The organism is Thermonema rossianum DSM 10300 (assembly GCF_000426825.1).
Classification (GTDB): Bacteria; Bacteroidota; Bacteroidia; order Cytophagales; family Thermonemataceae; genus Thermonema; species Thermonema rossianum.
Map to the genome: position 1 here is coordinate 33,324 of NZ_AUGC01000004.1, position 19,980 is coordinate 53,303.

Annotated in this window: 15 protein-coding genes; 7 read left to right on the forward strand and 8 right to left on the reverse strand. The window is 47.9% G+C overall.

The genetic code is table 11. The features are described from left to right. Positions 1–39 precede the first annotated feature (39 nt). Positions 40–5,343, reverse strand: a complete 5,304-nt coding sequence (locus tag K384_RS02465) for a sacsin N-terminal ATP-binding-like domain-containing protein (protein WP_038029104.1) — start codon at positions 5,341–5,343, stop codon at positions 40–42. 102 nt (positions 5,344–5,445) lie between these two features. Beyond that, positions 5,446–7,425, reverse strand: coding sequence for an NAD(+) synthase (gene nadE, locus K384_RS02470; RefSeq protein ID WP_038029105.1), 1,980 nt, complete (start codon positions 7,423–7,425; stop codon positions 5,446–5,448). A gap of 135 nt (positions 7,426–7,560) precedes the next feature. On the opposite strand from nadE, the gene K384_RS02475 reads away from it, so the two are divergent. Together K384_RS02475 and K384_RS02480 are read left to right on the forward strand one after the other, a co-directional pair. Beyond that, positions 7,561–8,769 (forward strand): tetratricopeptide repeat protein, encoded by a 1,209-nt coding sequence (locus K384_RS02475; RefSeq protein WP_038029107.1) that lies wholly within the window; start codon positions 7,561–7,563, stop codon positions 8,767–8,769. 9 nt (positions 8,770–8,778) lie between these two features. Next, on the forward strand, positions 8,779–9,630 hold the full coding sequence (locus K384_RS02480) for a hypothetical protein (RefSeq protein WP_157630023.1): 852 nt from the start codon (positions 8,779–8,781) through the stop codon (positions 9,628–9,630). Between the two features lie 17 nt (positions 9,631–9,647). Here the strand turns inward: K384_RS02480 and K384_RS02485 are convergent, their stop codons facing one another. Both K384_RS02485 and K384_RS02490 read right to left on the reverse strand, forming a co-directional pair. Next, the gene (locus tag K384_RS02485) at positions 9,648–10,052 is read right to left on the reverse strand and encodes a DUF1573 domain-containing protein (RefSeq protein ID WP_038029112.1); all 405 of its coding nucleotides are present in this window, start codon (positions 10,050–10,052) and stop codon (positions 9,648–9,650) included. A gap of 61 nt (positions 10,053–10,113) precedes the next feature. After that, complete coding sequence (locus tag K384_RS02490; RefSeq protein ID WP_051633044.1) at positions 10,114–10,992, reverse strand: lysophospholipid acyltransferase family protein; 879 nt, start codon at positions 10,990–10,992, stop codon at positions 10,114–10,116. 205 nt (positions 10,993–11,197) lie between these two features. On the opposite strand from K384_RS02490, the gene K384_RS02495 reads away from it, so the two are divergent. Both K384_RS02495 and K384_RS02500 read left to right on the forward strand, forming a co-directional pair. After that, entirely contained in the window at positions 11,198–11,734 is a 537-nt protein-coding gene (locus K384_RS02495) for an RNA polymerase sigma factor (protein ID WP_038029113.1), read from the forward strand. 14 nt (positions 11,735–11,748) lie between these two features. After that, positions 11,749–12,609, forward strand: a complete 861-nt coding sequence (locus K384_RS02500) for a hypothetical protein (RefSeq protein ID WP_038029115.1) — start codon at positions 11,749–11,751, stop codon at positions 12,607–12,609. A gap of 479 nt (positions 12,610–13,088) precedes the next feature. Here the strand turns inward: K384_RS02500 and K384_RS02505 are convergent, their stop codons facing one another. Then, positions 13,089–13,847: a CRISPR-associated endoribonuclease Cas6 gene (locus K384_RS02505; protein ID WP_051633045.1), complete on the reverse strand. Its 759-nt coding sequence runs from the start codon at positions 13,845–13,847 to the stop codon at positions 13,089–13,091. 180 nt (positions 13,848–14,027) lie between these two features. Beyond that, positions 14,028–15,128, reverse strand: coding sequence for a redox-regulated ATPase YchF (gene ychF / locus K384_RS02510; RefSeq protein ID WP_038029117.1), 1,101 nt, complete (start codon positions 15,126–15,128; stop codon positions 14,028–14,030). Between the two features lie 109 nt (positions 15,129–15,237). On the opposite strand from ychF, the gene metF reads away from it, so the two are divergent. Next, positions 15,238–16,191: a methylenetetrahydrofolate reductase [NAD(P)H] gene (gene metF, locus K384_RS02515; protein WP_038029119.1), complete on the forward strand. Its 954-nt coding sequence runs from the start codon at positions 15,238–15,240 to the stop codon at positions 16,189–16,191. A gap of 285 nt (positions 16,192–16,476) precedes the next feature. On the opposite strand, the gene K384_RS02520 is transcribed toward metF, so the two are convergent. Beyond that, positions 16,477–16,809, reverse strand: a complete 333-nt coding sequence (locus tag K384_RS02520) for a hypothetical protein (protein WP_038029121.1) — start codon at positions 16,807–16,809, stop codon at positions 16,477–16,479. Positions 16,810–16,980: 171 nt separating this feature from the next. Here K384_RS02520 and K384_RS02525 point away from each other — a divergent pair, with 171 nt between their 5' ends. Continuing rightward, on the forward strand, positions 16,981–17,925 hold the full coding sequence (locus K384_RS02525; RefSeq protein ID WP_038029123.1) for a hypothetical protein: 945 nt from the start codon (positions 16,981–16,983) through the stop codon (positions 17,923–17,925). Continuing rightward, entirely contained in the window at positions 17,888–18,967 is a 1,080-nt protein-coding gene (locus tag K384_RS02530) for a VWA domain-containing protein (protein ID WP_051633046.1), read from the forward strand. Before K384_RS02525 ends, K384_RS02530 begins: the two co-directional genes overlap by 38 nt. On the opposite strand, the gene K384_RS02535 is transcribed toward K384_RS02530, so the two are convergent. Then, positions 18,964–19,914: a glycosyltransferase family protein gene (locus tag K384_RS02535; protein WP_157630024.1), complete on the reverse strand. Its 951-nt coding sequence runs from the start codon at positions 19,912–19,914 to the stop codon at positions 18,964–18,966. The genes K384_RS02530 and K384_RS02535 overlap by 4 nt on opposite strands. Positions 19,915–19,980 lie beyond the last annotated feature (66 nt).

Consider the following 19,980-nt stretch of genomic DNA (forward strand, 5'->3'; position numbering starts at 1 on the left):
TTAAACACAGGTGGGTTTCATCTTTCTCAAGTTTTTTCTTTATTCGAACTCGAAAAGGTCGAAATCGGGCTTTGACGTGCTCTCGTATAGGTTTTTCAAGCCTGTCAAGCTCAATTCAACTTTGATTTTTTTTGTGTCATCACCAAAGCCGTGTTCATCCATCATGCTGGTTTTGCGCAATGATTCGAGTCCATGAAACAGCACTCCCGGATGGAAGAGGGTATGGGAAGGTAGGCGTAGTAAACGGCGAACGTCTATCTTGCCACTTTCGTATTTGATGTAATAACCTACCCATAGCTCCACTTGGGGGGCGTCTTTTCTAAGGTCGGTAAGAAACATTTCCCATTGCCGGCGGCTGAGCAGGAGGCTAAGAGCATTTTCTATACTTTGAGCTTTGCATTCAATTTTTTTGACACGCTCTCCGCTTGATCGGTCTATTACTTCTATGTCGTACGACATGCTGCTTTCCCAATGCTGATTGTTCCATTTTATTTCATAGCGGTCGCTGGGGTAGAGGTCGTACAACTTTTCTTTCACTTTTGCTTCGATAGCCTTGCCTGCTTTTTGCTTATCTTCGACAGAAACAGATGCCGGTGAGAAGGGAGGTGTGCTACTTGGTGTATAGCCCCGGTACTTATCAAAACTACTTACGAGCTCATCGGCGACCTCAGCATAACCCTCTTCTCTTAGTTTTCTTTGAAGCCAATAGATATCACTCTCTTTGCCTTTCGGGACGTAAACAAAAAGTTCATTGCCCTCCCGAGTCAGCAAGAGGTCATCTGTGGCTTCTTTTTCCCTGCCATAGAAGAAAGCTGACTTTCCGCCTTCGGAGGAGCGAAGGTAACGTACAATGGGAAAGGATCGGTTACGATAGGTGTAGATGGACCAAGTGGGTTTTTTAGGCTTGAAGTCTTCCTTGTACCAAGGTGCGTCCCACTCTTGGCTGTTTTTCTGTATCTTTTCATTGTTCCTGTGCTCTTTTATTTCAAACCCATGGGATGCATCGTCAATCTGCTGCATGTAAACATCACATATCGTTTGAATTAAATCAGCTTTTTCCTCGTCTTTAACAATTACTTCCTTCTCAATAATCCACCATAGGACGGCACTTAGGGCAGAGACAGGCAGCTTCGTTACAACAGACTTGAATTTTTGGATGTCCGCTTCCTTGTCTTTCAATGCCTCTCTTAGCTTAAATTCTTGGCTATTCGTTTTTTTAATGCCCAAGGCATATAGGAACTGTTTGCATTGAGCAAGTTCGCTACCGGAGGCGCCGGAAAGAAAATGTTGCTTGACAAAATCAGGAAGCATTTCTTCTTCGCAAATCAGGGAGGCTTGTTGTTCTTGTTCAATCAAAAACAGACTTGAGGGGGTAAAACCTAAATGCTGCGAGTAAGCATCCCAATCCACGTTTTTAAATCGTGCCTTGTCTTGGTGCCATAGGGAAAAGAGGAATTTCAGCAAATCGATACGCTCTTCCTCGTCAAGCTGTTCTTTTACATTAGGCATGAACAACTCTGTGAGTTCCTCGTCGTTTTCTGTGTAAGTACGTAAAAAAGGCGCTTGCATCCAGTAAACGTAACTTTTTTGATGTGAGCCGCCCTCATCTTTTTTGAAATACCACAGTTTTAAGGGGAAGTCCTCCGCTTTTATGATATTGTTGATATCGCGATAGTGGTCAGCCAGGATATATGCGGATTCAAGGAACGAAAAGCGACAGGTATAAGTGTGGTAGGGTAATATGTCATAATTTTCTCCATCGGCAGCTTCTATTTTAATGCCCTCTAAATAACCTTTCTCCGGGAACAAACTTTGCACCAGCAGCAGGAATGCCAGTTGGGTAGCGTTTTGCACTACGCCGTCGTGGTGGTGTTTCAGGTCATAAATTACCGAACCGATGAGCTCATGGTCTATGTCCTCGCCTGTTTTGAAATTGAAAAGTTTTTTTAACTGCTCTTCTGAGGGTTGCCCGGATGGCTTGAAAACGTGGGCAATGTGTTGCACCACCTCTTGAAAAAGAATGATTTCTTGGTTGCGCTCAGGCAGCAGCTCCGAAATAGCAAATTCATAGCTGTTGTCTTTTTTATACTCCACTCTTACGGTGTTTTGTATGGGCACGGCATCAATGGTGTATTCGGTATTCTCTGCCGCAAGTATAAATGCCTCCCTGAGGGCTTCTGTTGTTGATGGGTCGTGGGTATATCCGGCATATTCTTTTATTAATATAAGCTCAGGAGACGTCTGTGTGAGTGTCGTTAGATTTGTATAGTCAATTTCCAAATGGGTGATTTTTTCGCATAATAGCCGTTTGGTGTTCTCCGTAGAGAGTTTACAGCTGCGTAGAAGCCGGGCAGCCTGCTTTATTTCGTTTTGAGGGAGCAAGTCCACAAGTTTTTCACCTAACTTGTCTCCTTGAAGAACATGCAGCGATGCCTTTGCCTTGCTTTCATAGGCTTGGGGTACAGCATAAAGTATGTCGTCATGATAATCCCGGATGTATTGTTTCCCAGCGTCATATCCGCTGATATAGTTTAGGCAGCTGTTATCGTGTCTTTGGTGTAGCTGATAGCTACCGGAGACCTCTGCCAAAACAAAATATTGGAACAAGTCTTTTCCCTGATACTCGAGGAGGGTAAAGAGGGTATCGATGATTTCCGTAGGGCATTGACGAAGCTTTTCCCAGCCCCATTCCTCAAATGCCAAAGGTGTGGTGCCAAATAGTTCTCTGAGAAAGCGCAGCATCTGCGGATGCGGCAGGGTCACATTCATATGCTGCAAAACAAAGACATGCAACTGCTCATAAGCTTCTTTGCCTTTCTCTTTGTGGAAACGGCTTAGTTGTGCGTTGTAGTAAATTTCGTTTTCACCTCTCAGAGTGCCGTCGTAATCCAAAATGTATGCTTTGGCTGTGTTTTTAAAGTCCGGAAGGTTGGGGATTCTGTTTGCTTGCGCTGCTTCTTCTTTTGCCTGCTTATGGGTTTTTTGGGTGTACTCATAAAGCGCTATGAGCTTGCTGATGGTAGCTTCTGTGTCGTTGCCGGCAGAATCTATGATGCCTTGGGTGATGTCCTCCCAGCGTTCAAAAAGGAGGTGGGTATAAATGTCTTCTGCTTTGTGAATCAACTCCCTTTTGAAATCAGCGCTGAAAGCATCGGGATGTATTTCAAAAGGCTTCAAAAAATCAGGGGTCTCTTCTGAGGGCAGCAACATTTTCGAAAGAGGCAGGCGCTCGCCCCGCCGGTTTTCAAAGATGGCCTTTTCTCTGAGGTCATCAATTTTGCATAAATTTACTCTTTTAAGCCATAAAACATAGTCTCTCCGCAGGGGTAAGGAGAGGTCACAAATTTTTTTGAGGATGTGTTCGCCATCAAACAGCAGCTCTTTGAGTTCCTTCGGGTTATTTAAATAGGGAAGTGCCGGCGCAATAACAGCCTTGAAGAATTCTGATTCGCTTTCTTGTTCACTTAAAAGTATGCATTTCAAGTTGAGGTCTTTCTTGAACGCTTCCAAACCGGCATATTGGTGGGGCAGTAGCAAAATATCCGTGCTTCCCGACAGCCGTTTGATTGAGTAGAATACATCATCTTCTGCCTCGTAGAACAAGTGGATTTCGTACAGCTTTGCTTTTAAGGATTCATCAGAAAAGTCGCTTTCACTTTTTTCAAGCAACTCCTGCCATAGTATCTCCCGGTTTTCCGGCTTAACATTGAGTTGTATATTGATTTGTCTTACCTCGCCGTGCCGGATAAGGTCGAGTGCATCCCATCGCTCCAAGTCTAACCTCTCTCTGGCATACTTGATAATATGGCTGCCCCGGTGGTATTCCCAAGCAAACCAGAAGTAAGGTCTTCCGTTGGCGTCGGCAGCGCCCCACTCCGCAGGCTGTATCTGCAGTTGTGTATCTTTGATTTTGACCAGTTCGCTGTTCTTGAGTGTTTGCCGCTCAGTGGTAGGCACCCGTTGCTTGATGGCGTCGAGCAGGGGAATATAAAGTATGTTTTTGTACCACTCGTTGCGCTGCTCTTCGGGGGATTCGGAGAGCAAGATGGACAAAAAGATGGCACGGTAGCGCTCGTAACCTTCCTCCGTTTGGGTGAGTTGGTCCATGCGTTTCTCCAGCATATCGGCGAATGCAGGCAAAAGATGCCGGTTCACGTGGTCGTTTTGCATCTTGCGCCGGTTGGCTTCCATGCCAAAGGCGTCGGAGTGCAAAATGAAAGCAAATTTGTTGGTTTCGTCCCCCATGGGGAAAAACTTGTAGAAGTTGGGGCTTTGTTTAATGTAATCTACCTTGCTTTTGTCTTCATATTCCTCTTGCTTATGATAGCCGAAAGCAATGTGTATGTCACACTCTTTCGATTCGGGTTCAATTTCCCGGAAAAGCGCCTCGTCTGTTTTAATGGTAAAATGCTCGGTGAGAATCTCTTTCCTGTGCAGGTAACACTCGTTGATGCGTATATTTTCCAGTTTCTTCAAGAAGTTCATGGAGTATTCCATGCCTATGCGCAGGTCTTCTTCGTTTCTTTTCAGCAATTCGTGCTTGTTTTCGCCCAAATCGATAAAGAACAGACTGCCTTGGCTGAAGGGGCTGAAGTCAAGCCTGTATTGCCGGGTGACCTCCTGCAAGGCAGCGCACATCTGTGCATACTCTTCATGGCTAAAAGGCGTAAAGTCTTCGTGGTCGAGGTTTTTGACGCTTTCGCCAACGCCTGCGGGGAAGTTGGTCAAAAGAATTTTTGTCAGCAGAGGATAATCCGCAAAAGTACCGGCTAAGTTATCTGCCGTCTGCTCTTCGGCAAATTGGACTTCCTCTCCGTTTATGAGGCTTTGCAGTTGCTCCGGGCGGTGCCAGCTGAACAAAACAGGTCCTTTGTATTTCTCCAGCAGCTCGTGGTTGCCGTCGCCTTTGCCCACCAGGCGGTGCACCAGCTTGAAGCCGATGCCGAAGCGTCCAATCTTATCGCACCGCTCTTTTTTGGTGCTTTGGGCTATGTTTAAGATAGAGCGAAGCCCTTCGAAGTTGAAAGGCTCGCCGTTGTTCAGCACAATGAAATAGCGCTCGTTGTAAAATGCCCAGAAATGGGTGGACTGGGCATCTACCGCATTTTGAGCGAATTCATAAAAGGCCTGTTCGTCTTCGGCTATCTTCAATAAAGAAGGCAGGTAGGTGCGTATGTCTTCTTTGTCGCCATGATACAGCTCAAAAAATCCGAAAGTCGTTCTGTTGCTTCCGGGCAGCCTGATGGAGGTGCCTACAAAATGTTCGTCGTTGCGTTCGAGAGGTTGCTCTTTTATTTTTTCCCGGTAATAAGTGCGAAAGGCGCGGAGGTTAACGGTTTTCATAGCAGTTTGTGGTTATGTTTCTAAAAGTTGCCTAATTGCCAAAGCGGAGTGCATGTGCGGGGGGGCGCCCCCTGCCGCTTTGGTCAGAGGGCGCATCAAAAATTATTCCATCTCGTCGAGGGCGCGCAGTTCCACTTCAAAGCCGCCCGAAAGGATAGGGAAGCGGCACCATGTCTTGGGGTCAAGATTGGCGTCGTCCAAGTGGAAGGAGGGCGCATAGCGCTCGCGCTTCCATTGGTTGCGGCACCACAAGCGGAAAAATTTCTTCACCCATTCTTTGATGGTGGCGGCATCATATTGCGGGTACTTCTCTTTGAGCAGACGGTAGCAATCTACCGGGGCGCGTTTGTCGCGGATGGCTGCCTCTTCGATGTCATCCAGCACCTCATAAGGCATGAGGTCGGCTTCGTCGGTTTGCTTGCTATCGGGTGGACGCAGCTCGGCAGTAGGCTGTTGTTCGTTCACATAGCGCAGGGCAGGGAGGCGGTAACGCCCGCCCAAACCTTCGGTTTCCATCCAACGCAGCCAGCGCCGCAAATAGGCTTTGTCTATGCCTGCGATGGGGCTGAGCCCGCCGGCGGTGTCGCCGTCCATGGTGGCATAGCCTACAGCTGCCTCGGAGCGGTTGCTGGTTGCCAACAGCAGCGCATTTTTCAGGTTGGCAAGCATCCAGATACTTGGTGCGCGCCCGCGTGCCTGTATGTTTTGCAGGGTGAGGTCGTCTTGCTCCCAGTTGAGGGGGCGCCCAATGCTGCGGCTGATGAGGTCTATATATTGCTGAATGATGGCATCTACATCCAAGTAATGATATTTGGCGTGGATGGCTTTTGCCAGCTCTTCGGCAGCGCGGCGTGTGGTTTCGGAGCTGTTGCGTGTGGCTTGGTAAGCCACCGTAATCATCTTTTGTGCAATCTCGTCGGCCGTTTGGCAGTCTTGTATTGCCTGAAAATATGATAATTTTTGCTTGAAGCCGTCCAAGCCCAATTGGCGAATGCCTTCATCGATGAGCATGCGGCAAAGCACGCTGATGGCAGAAGAGTCGGCACCTCCGCTCAAAGAGATGACAAAGCCACGGGAGCGGCTCTTGCGCATATAATCGAACAAGCCCAGCATCATAGCCCGGGCAAACTCCTCTTCTTTGAGGAAGGGGCTGTGTTCCCAGCCGGCTTCTTGGGGATGCCATGCCTCGGGGCGGATGTCCGGGAAGTTGAAGTCCACTTCCACTACGTGTCCGAAGTCTTTATCAACGGCAAACTGTGTTTGCATTTGCACTTGTGCCAGGCGCGAAAGCTCTACGTCAATGACTGCCGGAGTTACGTTGTAGTCGTCGAAAGTGAGGCGTTCACCCACGGCAATGAGTTGTCCGTTGCAGGCGATGATGCCGCCCCCGTCATAGATGGCGCGCCCTGCTTCATTGCCCAGCAGGTTGCTATATACATAGGTTACTCCAAATGCCCGAGAGCCGTCTAAGATAAAACGCTTGCGCACTTCCAGCTTGCCAAAAGCAAAATGGCTGGCACTGGGATTCAGAATCACGTCGATGCCGTGCAAATACAATTGGCGCCCCGGGCGGTTGGCAACCCAAGCATCTTCGCATATTTCAAAACCTATTTTGATATCGCCTACCCGGAAGTAAATATCGCCTACTTTGTAGTCTTTGCCTTCGATGCGTACGGTGGTGTAGCCCTCTTGTGTCCAGGGGGTAAACCAACGGGGCTCGTAATGAATGCCATTGCCTGCCAGGAATTTTTTTGCGACGAAGCCGGCAATGTTGCCATCTACCAGCAAACAAGCACAGTTGAAAGCTTTGTTTTGCACCAGCAGGGGCAAACCTACCGATACCACCATGCCGCGCGTATGGGGGCGCAAAGCCAGCAGGTATTTAAGCGATTGCCGGAAGGTATTGGGCGCAAAGAAAGCATCCTCGCAACCATAGCCCGAAATGCACAGTTCAGGCAGGCAAAGCAAACTGACGCCCTGTGCGCGTGCCTGCTCTATGGCACCCACAATACGTTGAAAATTACCTTCCCAGTCCAGTGGCGTTTGATTTACGACGCCCGCACCTACTTTTATCAGTTTCATAAAAAATAAAGTTTAATTGCCGGTGTTTTTTTACAATAAAATAAATGTACGAATTTTGATGAAGTAAAAACAAACCACTGCACCATGAAAATATATGACTGTTGTGCGCCTCTTTTACCTAAGTTTGAAAAATATATGAGAACGCTGATTCTTGGGAGTTGTTTGTGGTTGCTGACTGCTTGTGTTGCCGGCAAACTATATGCACAGGAGCTGCCTCCGGCAGAAGCCGCCCGCCTCGACACCGGCTTGATTTATGACCCTTTGCTACAGACCGAACTTTCCGATCTTATCGATTACACCTACAATTACGACTTTGCCAAGGCAGAAAAAGAGTGGAAGTGGTTGCACTACCGTTATCGTAACCATCCGTTGCCCTATCTGGTCAAGGGCTTGATGGTTTGGTGGAAGATGATGCCCAACATTGACAAGTACCGCTACGATGACGAACTGCTCGACGCCTTGGATAAAGCCATCGAGCTGGCAGAAGAACGGCTCAAGCAGGAGCCCGGCAACCCGGAATATCAGTTCTATTTGGCGGCTGCTTATGGCTACAAAGGGCGGCTGTATGCCGAGCGTGAGTCTTGGGTAAAGGCAGCATGGAATGGCAAACAGGCTATCAAATACTTGCGGCGCGAGAAGGAGGTGACTTCTTTGAGTGTGGAGTTTCTTTTTGGGGACGGCCTGTACAACTATTACTCGGTATGGATACCTGAAAATTATCCTTCTTTGCGTCCGTTGCTCGTTTTTTTTGAAAAGGGCGATAAACAAAAAGGCATTGAGCAGCTCGAAGAAGTCGCACGCAATGCTTTTTATACCCGCATAGAAGCCTATTATTTCTTAATACGCATCTATGCCCTTGAAGAAAACCAGCCCCACAAAGCTACCCGTTATGCCCGCTATCTGTATGAGCACTATCCTAACAATCCTTACTTTCACCGTTTTTATACCATGCTTTTGTTTTTGCAAGGGCGCCTGCAGGAAATGGAACAGCCCGCACAAGAACTGCTGCGACGCGTGGAAGACGGCTGGCCCGGCTATGAAGAAATCAGCGGACGCTATGCAACCTATTTTTTAGGCTACAAAGCGCAGCATTATGAACACAATATGCGGCGGGCCGTTGAGTTTTACCAAAAAACCATCGCTTATGCCGAAGCCATAGAAGCCTATGATTCAGGCTATTATCAGGCGGCATTGCAAGAAGTAGCCCAATGGGCTGAAAGCCAAAAAAACTATAAATTGGCAAAGGCTTGTTATGCCAAGCTTGCCAAATATGGCAATGAACGGAAAAAGCGGCGCGAGGCGCGCAAAAAAGGCAGAAAACTGCGTAAGATAGAAGAAGATTAAAACAAATGCATGATGAAGCATCTGAGCACGATATTTTTTATCTGGCTGTTGTTGGCTGCCTGTGAAAGCAAACAAGAGACCGGGAACCGGAAGGAATCAGGCAGCAATTCCCGGGCGACCACTTCGCAAGAAGTGAACATGCCTGAAAGAGTAGAACTTCCCGCAGAGGCGCCCCCCAATGAAATATTGAAAGTAGAAGCCTACAGCCAACGCTATGAACACGGGCGGTGCGAGGGTGGTGCACCCTGTCTGGTGCTTGAGTTGTCGCTGCCTTCGCTCATCTGCTCACAACGTGCCGTGGGCGAGCTGCTCAACCACCATATCCGGCAGTATCCGGCAGAGCACTTAAGCCGCTGGCTGCATGCATCCGGCACAGACATTACCCGGCTATTGCCTTCGCTTTACGATACTTTGTTGGCTAAGGGAAACACTCCGCCTGTTGAAGTGTACATTGGTGCAGAAATTACCTACACCAGCCGCCAGGTGTTGTGTGTGGGTTACTCTTTGTTAGACGGCGTGCATTATTTGATGCTGAACATGCAAGACGGGCACCGCATGGAACGCAGCGAATGGCTGGTAAAAAACCAAGAAAATGCCTTGCGGCAGCTGCTGGCAGAAGAGCTGCGCAAAATGTACAATCTTAAACCGGCAGAGCCGCTTTCAAAGGCAGGTTTTCGCTTTGAAGGACAGTTGCCGCCTTTGCCGGCTCAAATGGGATACGCTTCGCTCTCCGGCGGTAGTGGACAGGAAGAGTACTTGGTTGCTTTCTATTCCTATAATGACGGGGCTACGGAGCAAACCGGTACGCCTGAAATAAAAATCCCCTTCAGCAAGCTGAAAGGAATTTTGAAACTTATGTAAGTGCTTCGTTCTTTGTGTTACTGCTCGTTGGCAACCACTGTGCCGCGAATGGTCAGATAAATGGTAGCCCCTTCGCTGGTGGTTACTGTGATGGTCTTGGTGAATGCACCCATGCGGGCAGCGTTATAGCTTACCTTTACCACGCCGCTTTTCTTGGGTGCTACCGGATCTTTGGTGTAGAAAGGAGTGGTACATCCACAACTGGTCTTTACGCTTACAATTTGCACCGGCTGGTTCGAGGTGTTTTTGAATTTGAATTCATATACCGCCGGCACATTCTGCGGAATCTCACCGAAGTTGTGTTCTGTCTTTTCAAATTTCAAGGCGCTCTCTTGATTGGTATTTGACGCCTGGCTTTGTGCTTGCGCAAATAAAACGCCTGCAAACAAAGCGAAAAAGAGTAAAAATGCCTTCTTATACATGGCCTCTTGTTGTTTATGGTGAAACATGCTTTACAAACTTACAACAAAGAACTTACAAAAACTATTCCATAGAACTTGTGCGTGTCATCTCTGCCGGTGGCGACAGCTTCCAACGTTTGTGAGACCACAGCCAGTTGTCTGCTTGCCGTTGCAGGCTATCTTCCAACGCCTTGGCATAGGCTTGTGTGATGCTTGATGCAGCTTCTGCATCATAGGGCGGCTGGCTCAATGTGCTGAATTCCAAGCGGTAATGTCCCCGTTTCTCGCGATAGCTGATGCCCAGCACTACCGGGCTTTGCAGCTTGGTAGCCAACTTGGCACCCCCGTTGAAGAAAGCCACCGGTTCATTAAAAAACGACACCCATTCAAAAGAAGAGTCGCGGCGTGGGCTTTGGTCAGCCAATAATGCCAAGATGACAGGCTCGCGACGCAGCATCAAGGCTTTACGAAAAACCTGCTTCATTTCAATGCCTTGTGCCCCGAAACGGCTGCGCAAATGCAGCATCAAACGGTCGAAAAAAGGGTTGCTCAGCTGTTGATATACAAAATAGACAGCCGTGCCGGGCAAGTGCAGCTGAACGGCATGTTGCAGCCACTCCCAATTGCCTTGATGAGTGGTGAGAATAACCACCGGGCGCTGCATACGTAAGCCTTCCCGCAGGGCTTCCATGTTTTGAATATGCACCCGGTTGAGAATATCCGTTTCCTTCATCTGCAGCAACTTCAGTGTTTCCACCAATATATCGCTTAGGTTGCGGTAAAAACGCTTGCTTAAGCGGTGAATATCTGCCTCGCTCAATTCGGGAAATGCCCGGCGCAGGTTATTTTTTACAACCTCTACCCGGTAGCGCAACACCCGGAATGCAACGAAGCTCAGCAGGTCGGACAGGCCATACAGAACACGCCAAGGAAGTAAAGAAAGCAGCTTGAAAAACCACATAGAAGTTTTGATTTTATTGAACGGAGCGCTAAATTACTTAATTATGCCCACACCAAAGAAGCATCCGGATATGAACAAGGCCCCTCTTTACCGTGCACGCTCATCGCCTGCCTCTTCTATTTTAAGAATACTTTTTGCTAAAGCATACATGAATGTTTACCTTTCTTAAAGGAAGGAGTATGTACAACCAAATGCACGCTTTTAAATGAAAGATGAAGAGATTCTCAGACGTTTAAAAAATGGCGATGAATCTGCGCTTCAATATTTGTACAAAAAACATTACCGTATGATGTTGCGCATGGTAACCAAGAACAGTGGTACCGAAGAGGAAGCGCGCGATATCTTTCAGGAGGCACTCATTGTGTTGTGGCAGAAAGTGCGGGGCGGAGATTTTGTGCTCACGTCTAAGCTGAGCACTTTTCTGTATAGCGTTTGCCAGAACCTGTGGCGCAAAGAGCTGGAGCGCAAGCGGCGTCTGAGCAGTGAAGAGAAAGACGACATAGTAGAGCAAAATTGGGAAGAAAAAGAGCGTGTAGAGTTGGTGCGTCAGTGCCTTGCCCAATTAGGCGAAACTTGCCAAAAGGTGCTTACCTTTTACTACTTCGACCGGATGAATATGAAGGAAATAGCCGAACAACTGGGGTTTGCCTCGGCTGATGTGGCAAAGTCCAAGAAATATAAATGTATGCAAGAGCTGGAACGTATCGTGCGTGCCAACTTTAAGAAAAGTGACTTAATCTAAATCAATGCTCCGTTATGAACATTCAGCGGCAAGAACAAATCGAAGCCTATTTGCAGGGAACCCTGCCCGCAGAGGAGAAGGCTCACTTCGAAAAACTACTACAAAGAGATCATGTACTGCGTGATGAAGTTGAAATGCACCGTTTGATGGTAGAAGCCATCTGCGCAGAGCGCAAGGCATCACTTAAACGGTTACTCGACAATACGCCGGTGCCTCACGGGCCTACTTTCAGCTGGTCAGCCGGGCAATGGTGGCGTTGGGGAGTTGGCGTGGTGGCTCTGGGAAGTGTCATCTGGTTGGCTATATGGAGCAATCATAAAAAAGAAGAATGGCCGGTGCAGTCACCTGCGCCCACTACTTCCGTTACGGAACAAACGGCGCCTTCAATAGAAAGCAATGAAGCACCGGTGACAGAAGGGCTGAAACCGGAAGAAGAGCGTGAAAAAACAGATGTACCGCTGCAGGCAACACAAGAGCCTCCAATAGAGAAAGTGCAGCCAAGCGTTCAGCATCAACAAAAAGAGGAGAAAAGCATGGAAAGCCGGCTTACTCCCCAAAAAGAAGAGACGCAGATAATTACGGAACCTGTTGAGCAGCCTCTACCAAGAGAGGTATCTGAGGAGGAAGAAGCTTTGCGTGATTTTGAACAAAGCCTGTTCTACCAATACAACAATAAAGTACTGGTGCTTTTTAAAGAAGTGGACTATCAATTATTGCAAGGCATAGACTTGGGAAATGGAGCAAAAGACTATATCTTTGTGAACAATCATTTTTATGAGATAAAAGAAACCGGCGACTCCATTGAAAACTTTGAAAATTGCCGTGTTACTGACTCTACGAAGGTTCAAATGCTCAAAAAATATTTAACCCCTTAACTAAATCTGATGAGTTTTAAGTTAAGTCGGCAAAAACCACCTGTTTCGGGTGGCTTTTTGTTTTTTTAGCTCATAGGCTCATATTGTTATTTCGAGCGTCAACGAGAAGTCTATGTTGGCTTTGAGAGAGGGGGGAGGAGGATTCCTTACTACGCTTCGTCTGAAATGACAAACCATGCTGCTGCTATCCCCTTTGGGGAAGAGTAAGAAAACTCACAACATCGCTTTGCGTTTCCTTATTGCAGCACGGCTTCTCTCTTTTGGCAGCTTGACCGCCCCGTGTCCTTTCGACTGCCTTCCTTTTGTCATTTCGAGCGCAAGCGAGAAATCTATGTTGTTTCTTGTGGCTTGGTGCAATGAGATTGAGATTTCTCACTACGCTTACGCTCCGTTCGAAATGACAAGCTGCGTAAGGCGCGAAATGACGGGCTATGCCTACGCTTCGTTCAAAATGGCAGCTTTGGCTTGCCCCCCTTGCTCTAATGAATATCGATGCGGTGTTTGGGCATGGGACCGGAAGCCAAATCAAGCATGCCGTATCCGAGGTGAGGCAGTGCGCCCAAGCCGGTCAGCATGATAAAGCGCTTGAGCAGGGGGTGGGCATATAAGGTAAAAGGAAAGCTGTAACCGCGCACGTCTGAGTGGCTTTTACCTTGAGTTACCTCGTAGAGGCGTGCATACTTTTTGTCTTGCGCAGCCAAGCGTTGCAAATATCCTTCATCAGGCACTACCTGAAAACGGTAAAACTCATTGAGTGTGGCTTCGTCGTAAAGCCCCGATGCCTCGGCTCGCAGGATGGTGGATTCATATACCAAATCGGAAAACAGGTTGTCGGCAGGTGATATCAAGCGTTTGGCATTGTAAGCATCTGCCCGCGGGTCAATAAGCACCAAGGGCGATAGGCAAAGCATCTTTGATTCGAAGGGCAGTTCCGGTACCACTTCTTCTTCTACATATTCCGGTTTGAGCCACAGACTGCCGATACGCACCTTAGGTTGGGCAAATAACACTTTCAGCAGTTTTTGCACAAATGCAGGCGAAAGCGCCGCAAATACCAAGGTGACATGCTTGGATTGGTACAACAGCCCATTTTTCTGTATTTTGATTTGCCCTTTCAGGCTCGAAAAGTGGTAATGCAAATAATGTGCGTCTTCGGGAGGAAGCTGCTGTCGCAAGAACTCAATCATCTGCGCTATCAGCGGCTGATGGTGAAAAGGCACGATGGCTTTCCCGAGCATTGAAAAAATGATTCTTACACGCATATGTAAAAAAATATCAGTAAAAACGACTGTTGTTTAAAACGGCCTAAAAGCCGGCAATGTTTTCTCTTTCGTTTGAATATTCATAAAAAATAAAAAAAGAAGGCATAGCTGCAAAAAAATATGCCTTCTTTACCATGATAAATAAGCAAAAATGCCTTACACATTGAAGCGGAAGTGCATGATGTCGCCGTCTTCTACCACATAGTCTTTGCCTTCTATTGACAATTTGCCGGCTTCTTTGCAGGCTGCTTCACTTTTGTATTTCACAAAGTCGTCGAACTTGATGACTTCGGCACGAATGAAACCACGCTCAAAGTCGGAGTGAATGACACCGGCTGCCTGGGGGGCTTTCCATCCCCGGCGTATGGTCCATGCGCGCACTTCTTTCTCGCCGGCGGTGAAGTAGGTAATCAGGTCAAGCAGGCGATAGGCGGTGCGTATGACACGGTGCAAGCCCGGCTCTTTCAGTCCGTACTCTTCCAAAAACATTTTGCGTTCTTCGGGGTCTTGCAATTCGGCAATCTGGGCTTCAAGAGCAGCGCAAATCACTACTACTTCGGCATTTTCATGAGCTACAGACTCTTTGAGGGCTTCCACAAATTCATTCGTGCCTGCTGCAAGGCTGTCTTCATCTACATTGGCAACATACATCACCGGCTTGGCAGTGAGCAGCTGCAGTTCTTTCATTAAATACTGAAAGTTGTCGTCAATGCTAAGAGAGCGGATATTTTTGCCGCTTTCGAGCGTGCTTTTGAGCAGGGCAAGCACTTCCATTTCTTCTTTGGCTTTTTTGTCGCCCGACTTGGCCACACGCTCGGTCTTGGCTATGCGTTTCTCTACGGTTTCAAGGTCTTTGAGCTGCAGCTCGGTGTCTATGACTTCTTTGTCGCCTACGGGGTCCACTTTGCCATGCACATGCACAATGTTGGGGTCGTCGAAACAACGCACCACGTGGGCAATGGCATCCACTTCGCGAATGTTGGCTAAAAACTGGTTGCCCAAGCCTTCGCCCTTGCTGGCACCTTTTACCAAGCCGGCAATGTCCACAAATTCGATGATGGTAGGCACCACGCGCTGCGGCTTCACCAATTCGGCGAGGGTGTCGAGCCGGGGGTCCGGTACTGTAATGATGCCCACATTGGGCTCTATGGTGCAGAAGGGGTAGTTGGCTGCTTCTGCTTTGTTGTTGGCTAAGGCATTGAATAAGGTGGATTTCCCTACATTAGGTAAGCCTACGATTCCACATTGTAATCCCATGAGTCTTGGCTTTTAAAAATTTTGATTTTCTTTGAAAAGGAGCACAAATATAGTGAATTCGACACAGCCTTGTATTTTTGTTTTTCATCTTTAAATAATCGACACAGCTATGAAAATTGTAGAGTACTTGCGCAATACTGACAAAACATTGTTTTCATTTGAGGTGCTGCCGCCCATGAAAGGGCAAAGCATTCAAGGTCTGTTCAATACTTTGGACCAGCTGATGGAGTTCCGGCCCAAGTTTGTCAATGTGACTTATCACCGGGAGGAGTTTGTATATAAAAAGCGCCCCGATGGTCTGTTGGAGCGCAAGACCATTCGTAAGCGCCCCGGTACGGTAGGTATTTGTGCGGCCATTTTGCATCGCTATGGGGTAGAGCCGGTGCCCCATCTGATTTGCGGCGGTTTCACCAAAGAAGAAACCGAAAATGCATTGATTGATTTGCACTATCTGGGCATACACAATATTTTGGTGTTGCGTGGCGATCCCATTCCCACAGAAAAAGTATTTACGCCCGAGCCGGGCGGGCACCGCTATGCCGTGGAGCTGATCGAGCAGGTGGTCAATATGAATCACGGTATTTATTTGGAGGAGGAAATAGAAAACGCCGTGCCTACTGACTTTTGCATTGGTGTGGCAGGCTATCCCGAAAAACACTACGAAGCCCCGAACCTGCAGTGCGACTTGCGCTATTTGAAAATGAAGGTCGATAAAGGGGCTGACTATATCGTTACACAGATGTTTTTTGACAATCGCAAGTATTTCGAGTTTGTGGAGAAGTGCCGTGCCATGGGCATTCATGTGCCTATCGTGCCCGGTTTGAAGCCTTTGACTTCCAAAAGGCAGTTGACCATGATACCGCGGGTATTTCATGTGGAACTGCCCGAAGACTTGGTGAAAGAAGTAGAGAAGTGCGAAACCGATGCGCAAGTAAAAGAAGTGGGGGTGGAGTGGTGCATTGCACAATCCAAAGAGCTGATGCAACACAAAGTGCCTTGTCTGCATTACTATTCCATGAGTAAAGCAGACTCGGTGCGCAAAGTGGCAGAAGCGCTTTTTTAGGGATGTAAGAGGCGTGCCGAACGAAGCGCAAAGCGAAGTGCGAAATCCCACCAAACCCAGCTTCTTTTTTGCCATGTCGAGCGGAACGGAGTGGAGTGAGCCATCTCTTCAAGACAAGCAACAAGAAGCGAAAAGAGGTTCCTCGCCTGCGCTCGAACAGAGAGAACCGACAAGACAAAGGACGAGGGTATTTACCTCCTTGTCAGCTCAAGCAAAGCACAGGAAAGAACAAAAAAAAAGGCGGGTTGGAAAAGCCCGCCTTTGCTTTTATGAATATGCGCAGCTTTATGATTGCTTGTCTTCTTTGTTTTGGTTTTCTTCTGCTTGATTGCTGCTCTGATTTTTTTGAATGGTAATGTATTGACGGTAGAAGTCTGCCGGGTTCATAGGCGCATAAAGCTTCTCACGGATTTTCTTGGCACGTGCAGCGCCATCGGCCGGGTCGGGGTAGTCGAGCAATGCTTGACGCGGTTCACCGTCGGGGTCACCATAAACATAAGGGTCACCGGCACGGCGGTCGGTCAAGGTTTCCGGATCGGAGTTGTTATATTGGTCCAAGTTGCAAGCTTGTAAACCAAGTGCAAGTATCAGTACAAACAACCAGCGTAGATTTTGCATAACTGTTTACGTTTTCGTTTTTGCGTGTAAAGGTAGAAAAAAAAATTGAAGGTGAAAACCAGAAAAAGGTCTTTTCCTGTCTATAAAAGAAACGGGGCGCTTGTTTACTTTCGAGGGTGCTTGTAATGATGCACGGGCTTCATTACCTTGCTTCTGTGAAACAAAGATATAATGTGGCGAATAGCTCATATATTGACCGCTTTGAGCTTGTCTTTGTGCGTGGTGCAGGCACAAAACAACAAGGTACTGCTCAGCACTTACGTAAGCAGCGACTCATTAAGCATTGGCGAGCGACTGTTTTATTCGCTGGTTGTGCACCATCCGGACACCATGCAGCTGTTTTTTCCGCAGCGTGTGGGGCGCCTTGCTGTCCCCTTGACACTTTTAAACATACACTATGCGCCTTCGATGGCAGCGGGGGAGCTTGTCAAAGACAGTGTGACCTATGAGCTGACTTTGCTTGAACGTCTTGATTCAGTGAAATTGCAATTTCCGGTTTATGGGCTGGCACTACCCGACACTTTGCAATTTCTGCCCCCTGCTAAAATATTGTACTTCAAAAGTCTGCTTCCATCCAATGCACAAGCCGATACTTTGGAGCTAAAAATGGAAGTGCCTGTGCCGGCTTTGTCTGCCCGCCCATTGTACTTATGGTGGGCTGTGGGAGGGCTGCTTTCTTTGTGGCTGTTGTGGCGCTTATTGGTGCCTTTGCGGCGCTATGCTATTAAATTATGGTTACTTTACCAATGGGACAGGCGCTGGCATGACTATGAAGTACGTGTTTTCGGGCAAGGGCAAGCCGCCATTCGCGCGCTTGATTTAACCGCCATGGAAGAGGCGCGCCGTCAGTGGATGGAGTTCATGGAGCTGCTGCGCGGGCAGGCGCTTAAAAGTCTGACATCGGCAGAACTGGCCGCTCTCTGGCAAAACGAAGCCCTGAAGGAGGCGCTCAACTGCCTGGATAAGGCTATTTACGGCGGACACTTCGAGCCGGAACTGCCGCAAGCATGGATGACTTTACACCGCTTGGCAGCACAAGAATATGAGTTGATGATCGATAAACTGAAAAAAGATAAAGATGCTGTTAAGGCAGTCCGATTTACTTTATTCCGATGATTGGTGGAAGCTCTGGCGTTGGTTGACACCGCAGTTTATGCAGCAGGTAGAATGGAAGCACCTGTATGCATGGTGGTGGTGGCTTGCAGCAGTGGCATTGGTGTTGGCGGTGGTGGTTGCCATCGTGCGAAAAGAAAAGTATGTTTATTCGTTGCCCGGCTACAGCTATTGGAAGGAAGAGCACAAGCCCGCTGCTGCTTTATGGTTAATGCATAAATTGAGTGCTTTTTGCATCTTGCCGGCTGCTTTTTTCTTTTTGCTGGCATTGGCACGCCCGCAGAAGCAGCAAGTGCTCACAGAGCAGGAAACAGAAGGCATCAGCATTGTGCTGGCTTTGGATGTATCGGCTTCCATGCAGTTGAAAGACTTTACGCCCAACCGCCTGGCCGTTATGAAAGCGCTTGCCAAAGATTTTGTCCGTGGGCGCCACACCGATGCCATAGGTTTGGTGGTGTTTGCCGGCGACGCTTTTACCTTATCGCCTCTGACTACCGACTATGAACAGCTGGTGCAGCGTATCGATGAAATAAGCTTTGCTACCATTCGAAAGCGCGGGACCGCTTTGGGCACTGCCATTGCAGTAGGGGTGAACCGGCTTAAAGAGTCAAAAACCAAAAGCAGGGTGCTGCTTGTGCTGAGCGATGGCGACAATACGGCGGGGACATTGGAACCGGAAGCGGCTGCCCTGATTGCCAAAGAATTTGGGATAAAGATTTATAGCATCTTGATAGGCAAAGAAGGACAGATACTCAAGGGTAAAGATGCCTTTGGACAGGCAGTGTATGTAAACAATACGGTAGAGCCGGCTGTGATGCAGTCCATAGCACGTATAACCGGGGGGCGGTATTATCGTGCCGAAGACCAACAGGCCCTCCGCCAAATATTCCGGGAAATTGACAAGCAAGAAAAAGCGCCTATCAAAGTAAAGCGAAAAAAAATAGTGGTAGAATACTATGCTATTTATTTGCGATGGGCGTTGCTGTGTTGGCTGTTGTGGTATGCCTTGCGTTTGGGGGCATGGCGTTCTTGGTTGTCAGACTAAAAGCTGCCGTGGAAAAGAGCTTTACAAAAGTGTTGCGCTTGGTAGTCAAATGCCCATTTAGGGAGCGTGTAAAGCTTTTCTTTGTGAGTCAGCAGCTCAGGGAGTTGCCGAAGTGTTTCCACTAAATTGTGTTCATCGTAGAAAAAGGCGGTATCCCGAAAGTCTTCAATATGCTTAAACATGTTGTGCATGAGCAGTGGCTTGCGGAAAGTCCATGCCATATTGAATGAACCGCTGATTTGGGTGCTTGCATATTGGCGGGCAGAAAGGGTGTGGGGGTGTATTAAAGGCAGAATAACATCGGAAGCTTGCAAGTAGGCATAGTATTCATCGGAAGGTAAATAGTGGTAAAACACCTGAAAGTGGTCCTCCAATGCAAAATTGGCCATTTCTTTCAGTTGTGAAAGGTTGCTGTTGGGGTGGGTAGCATTGCCCAAAAGCAAAAATCGTATATGGGAAGGGAGCGCATGGCGGTTGAGTAAATGAATCAATGAATCATAGGAGCGGCGTTTGAGTTCTATGCTACCCGGAATGGCAATCCATAGTTCATGAGCAGGTTTTTGTACATGAGGCAACTGTTGTTGCAGGGAGGCAGGCAGGCAGGTGGCATAGTAACTACTTACCGGTACCGGGCAGTGCGGGCGCACGGTGTCTGCAATGTAATCTGTCAGCGCAAAGTAGCGCTTTATATTGCGGCTAATCATGCGTTGGGTGCCACTTTTTCGCAAGAACTTATCCCCATTATGCAACAGTCCATATTGCCGGACACCGGTGCTTGATAAAAAATAGCTAAAGTTACGACACAGCGACCCGTGCGCCGTGTTGAAGTACACGTATTGAATGCCTTGGTTTTTAATATATTGCTTCAATGCATGAAACATGTGTAGGTTAGGCAGCAGCTTTTCGCCCTGTGTGTGGCAGGGGAACACGTCGCTGACTTCAGGCATTTGCTCAAAAACAGCACACCTTTCGTGGTGTATTGCCAGGGGGATATTGATGTTTCAAATAAGCGA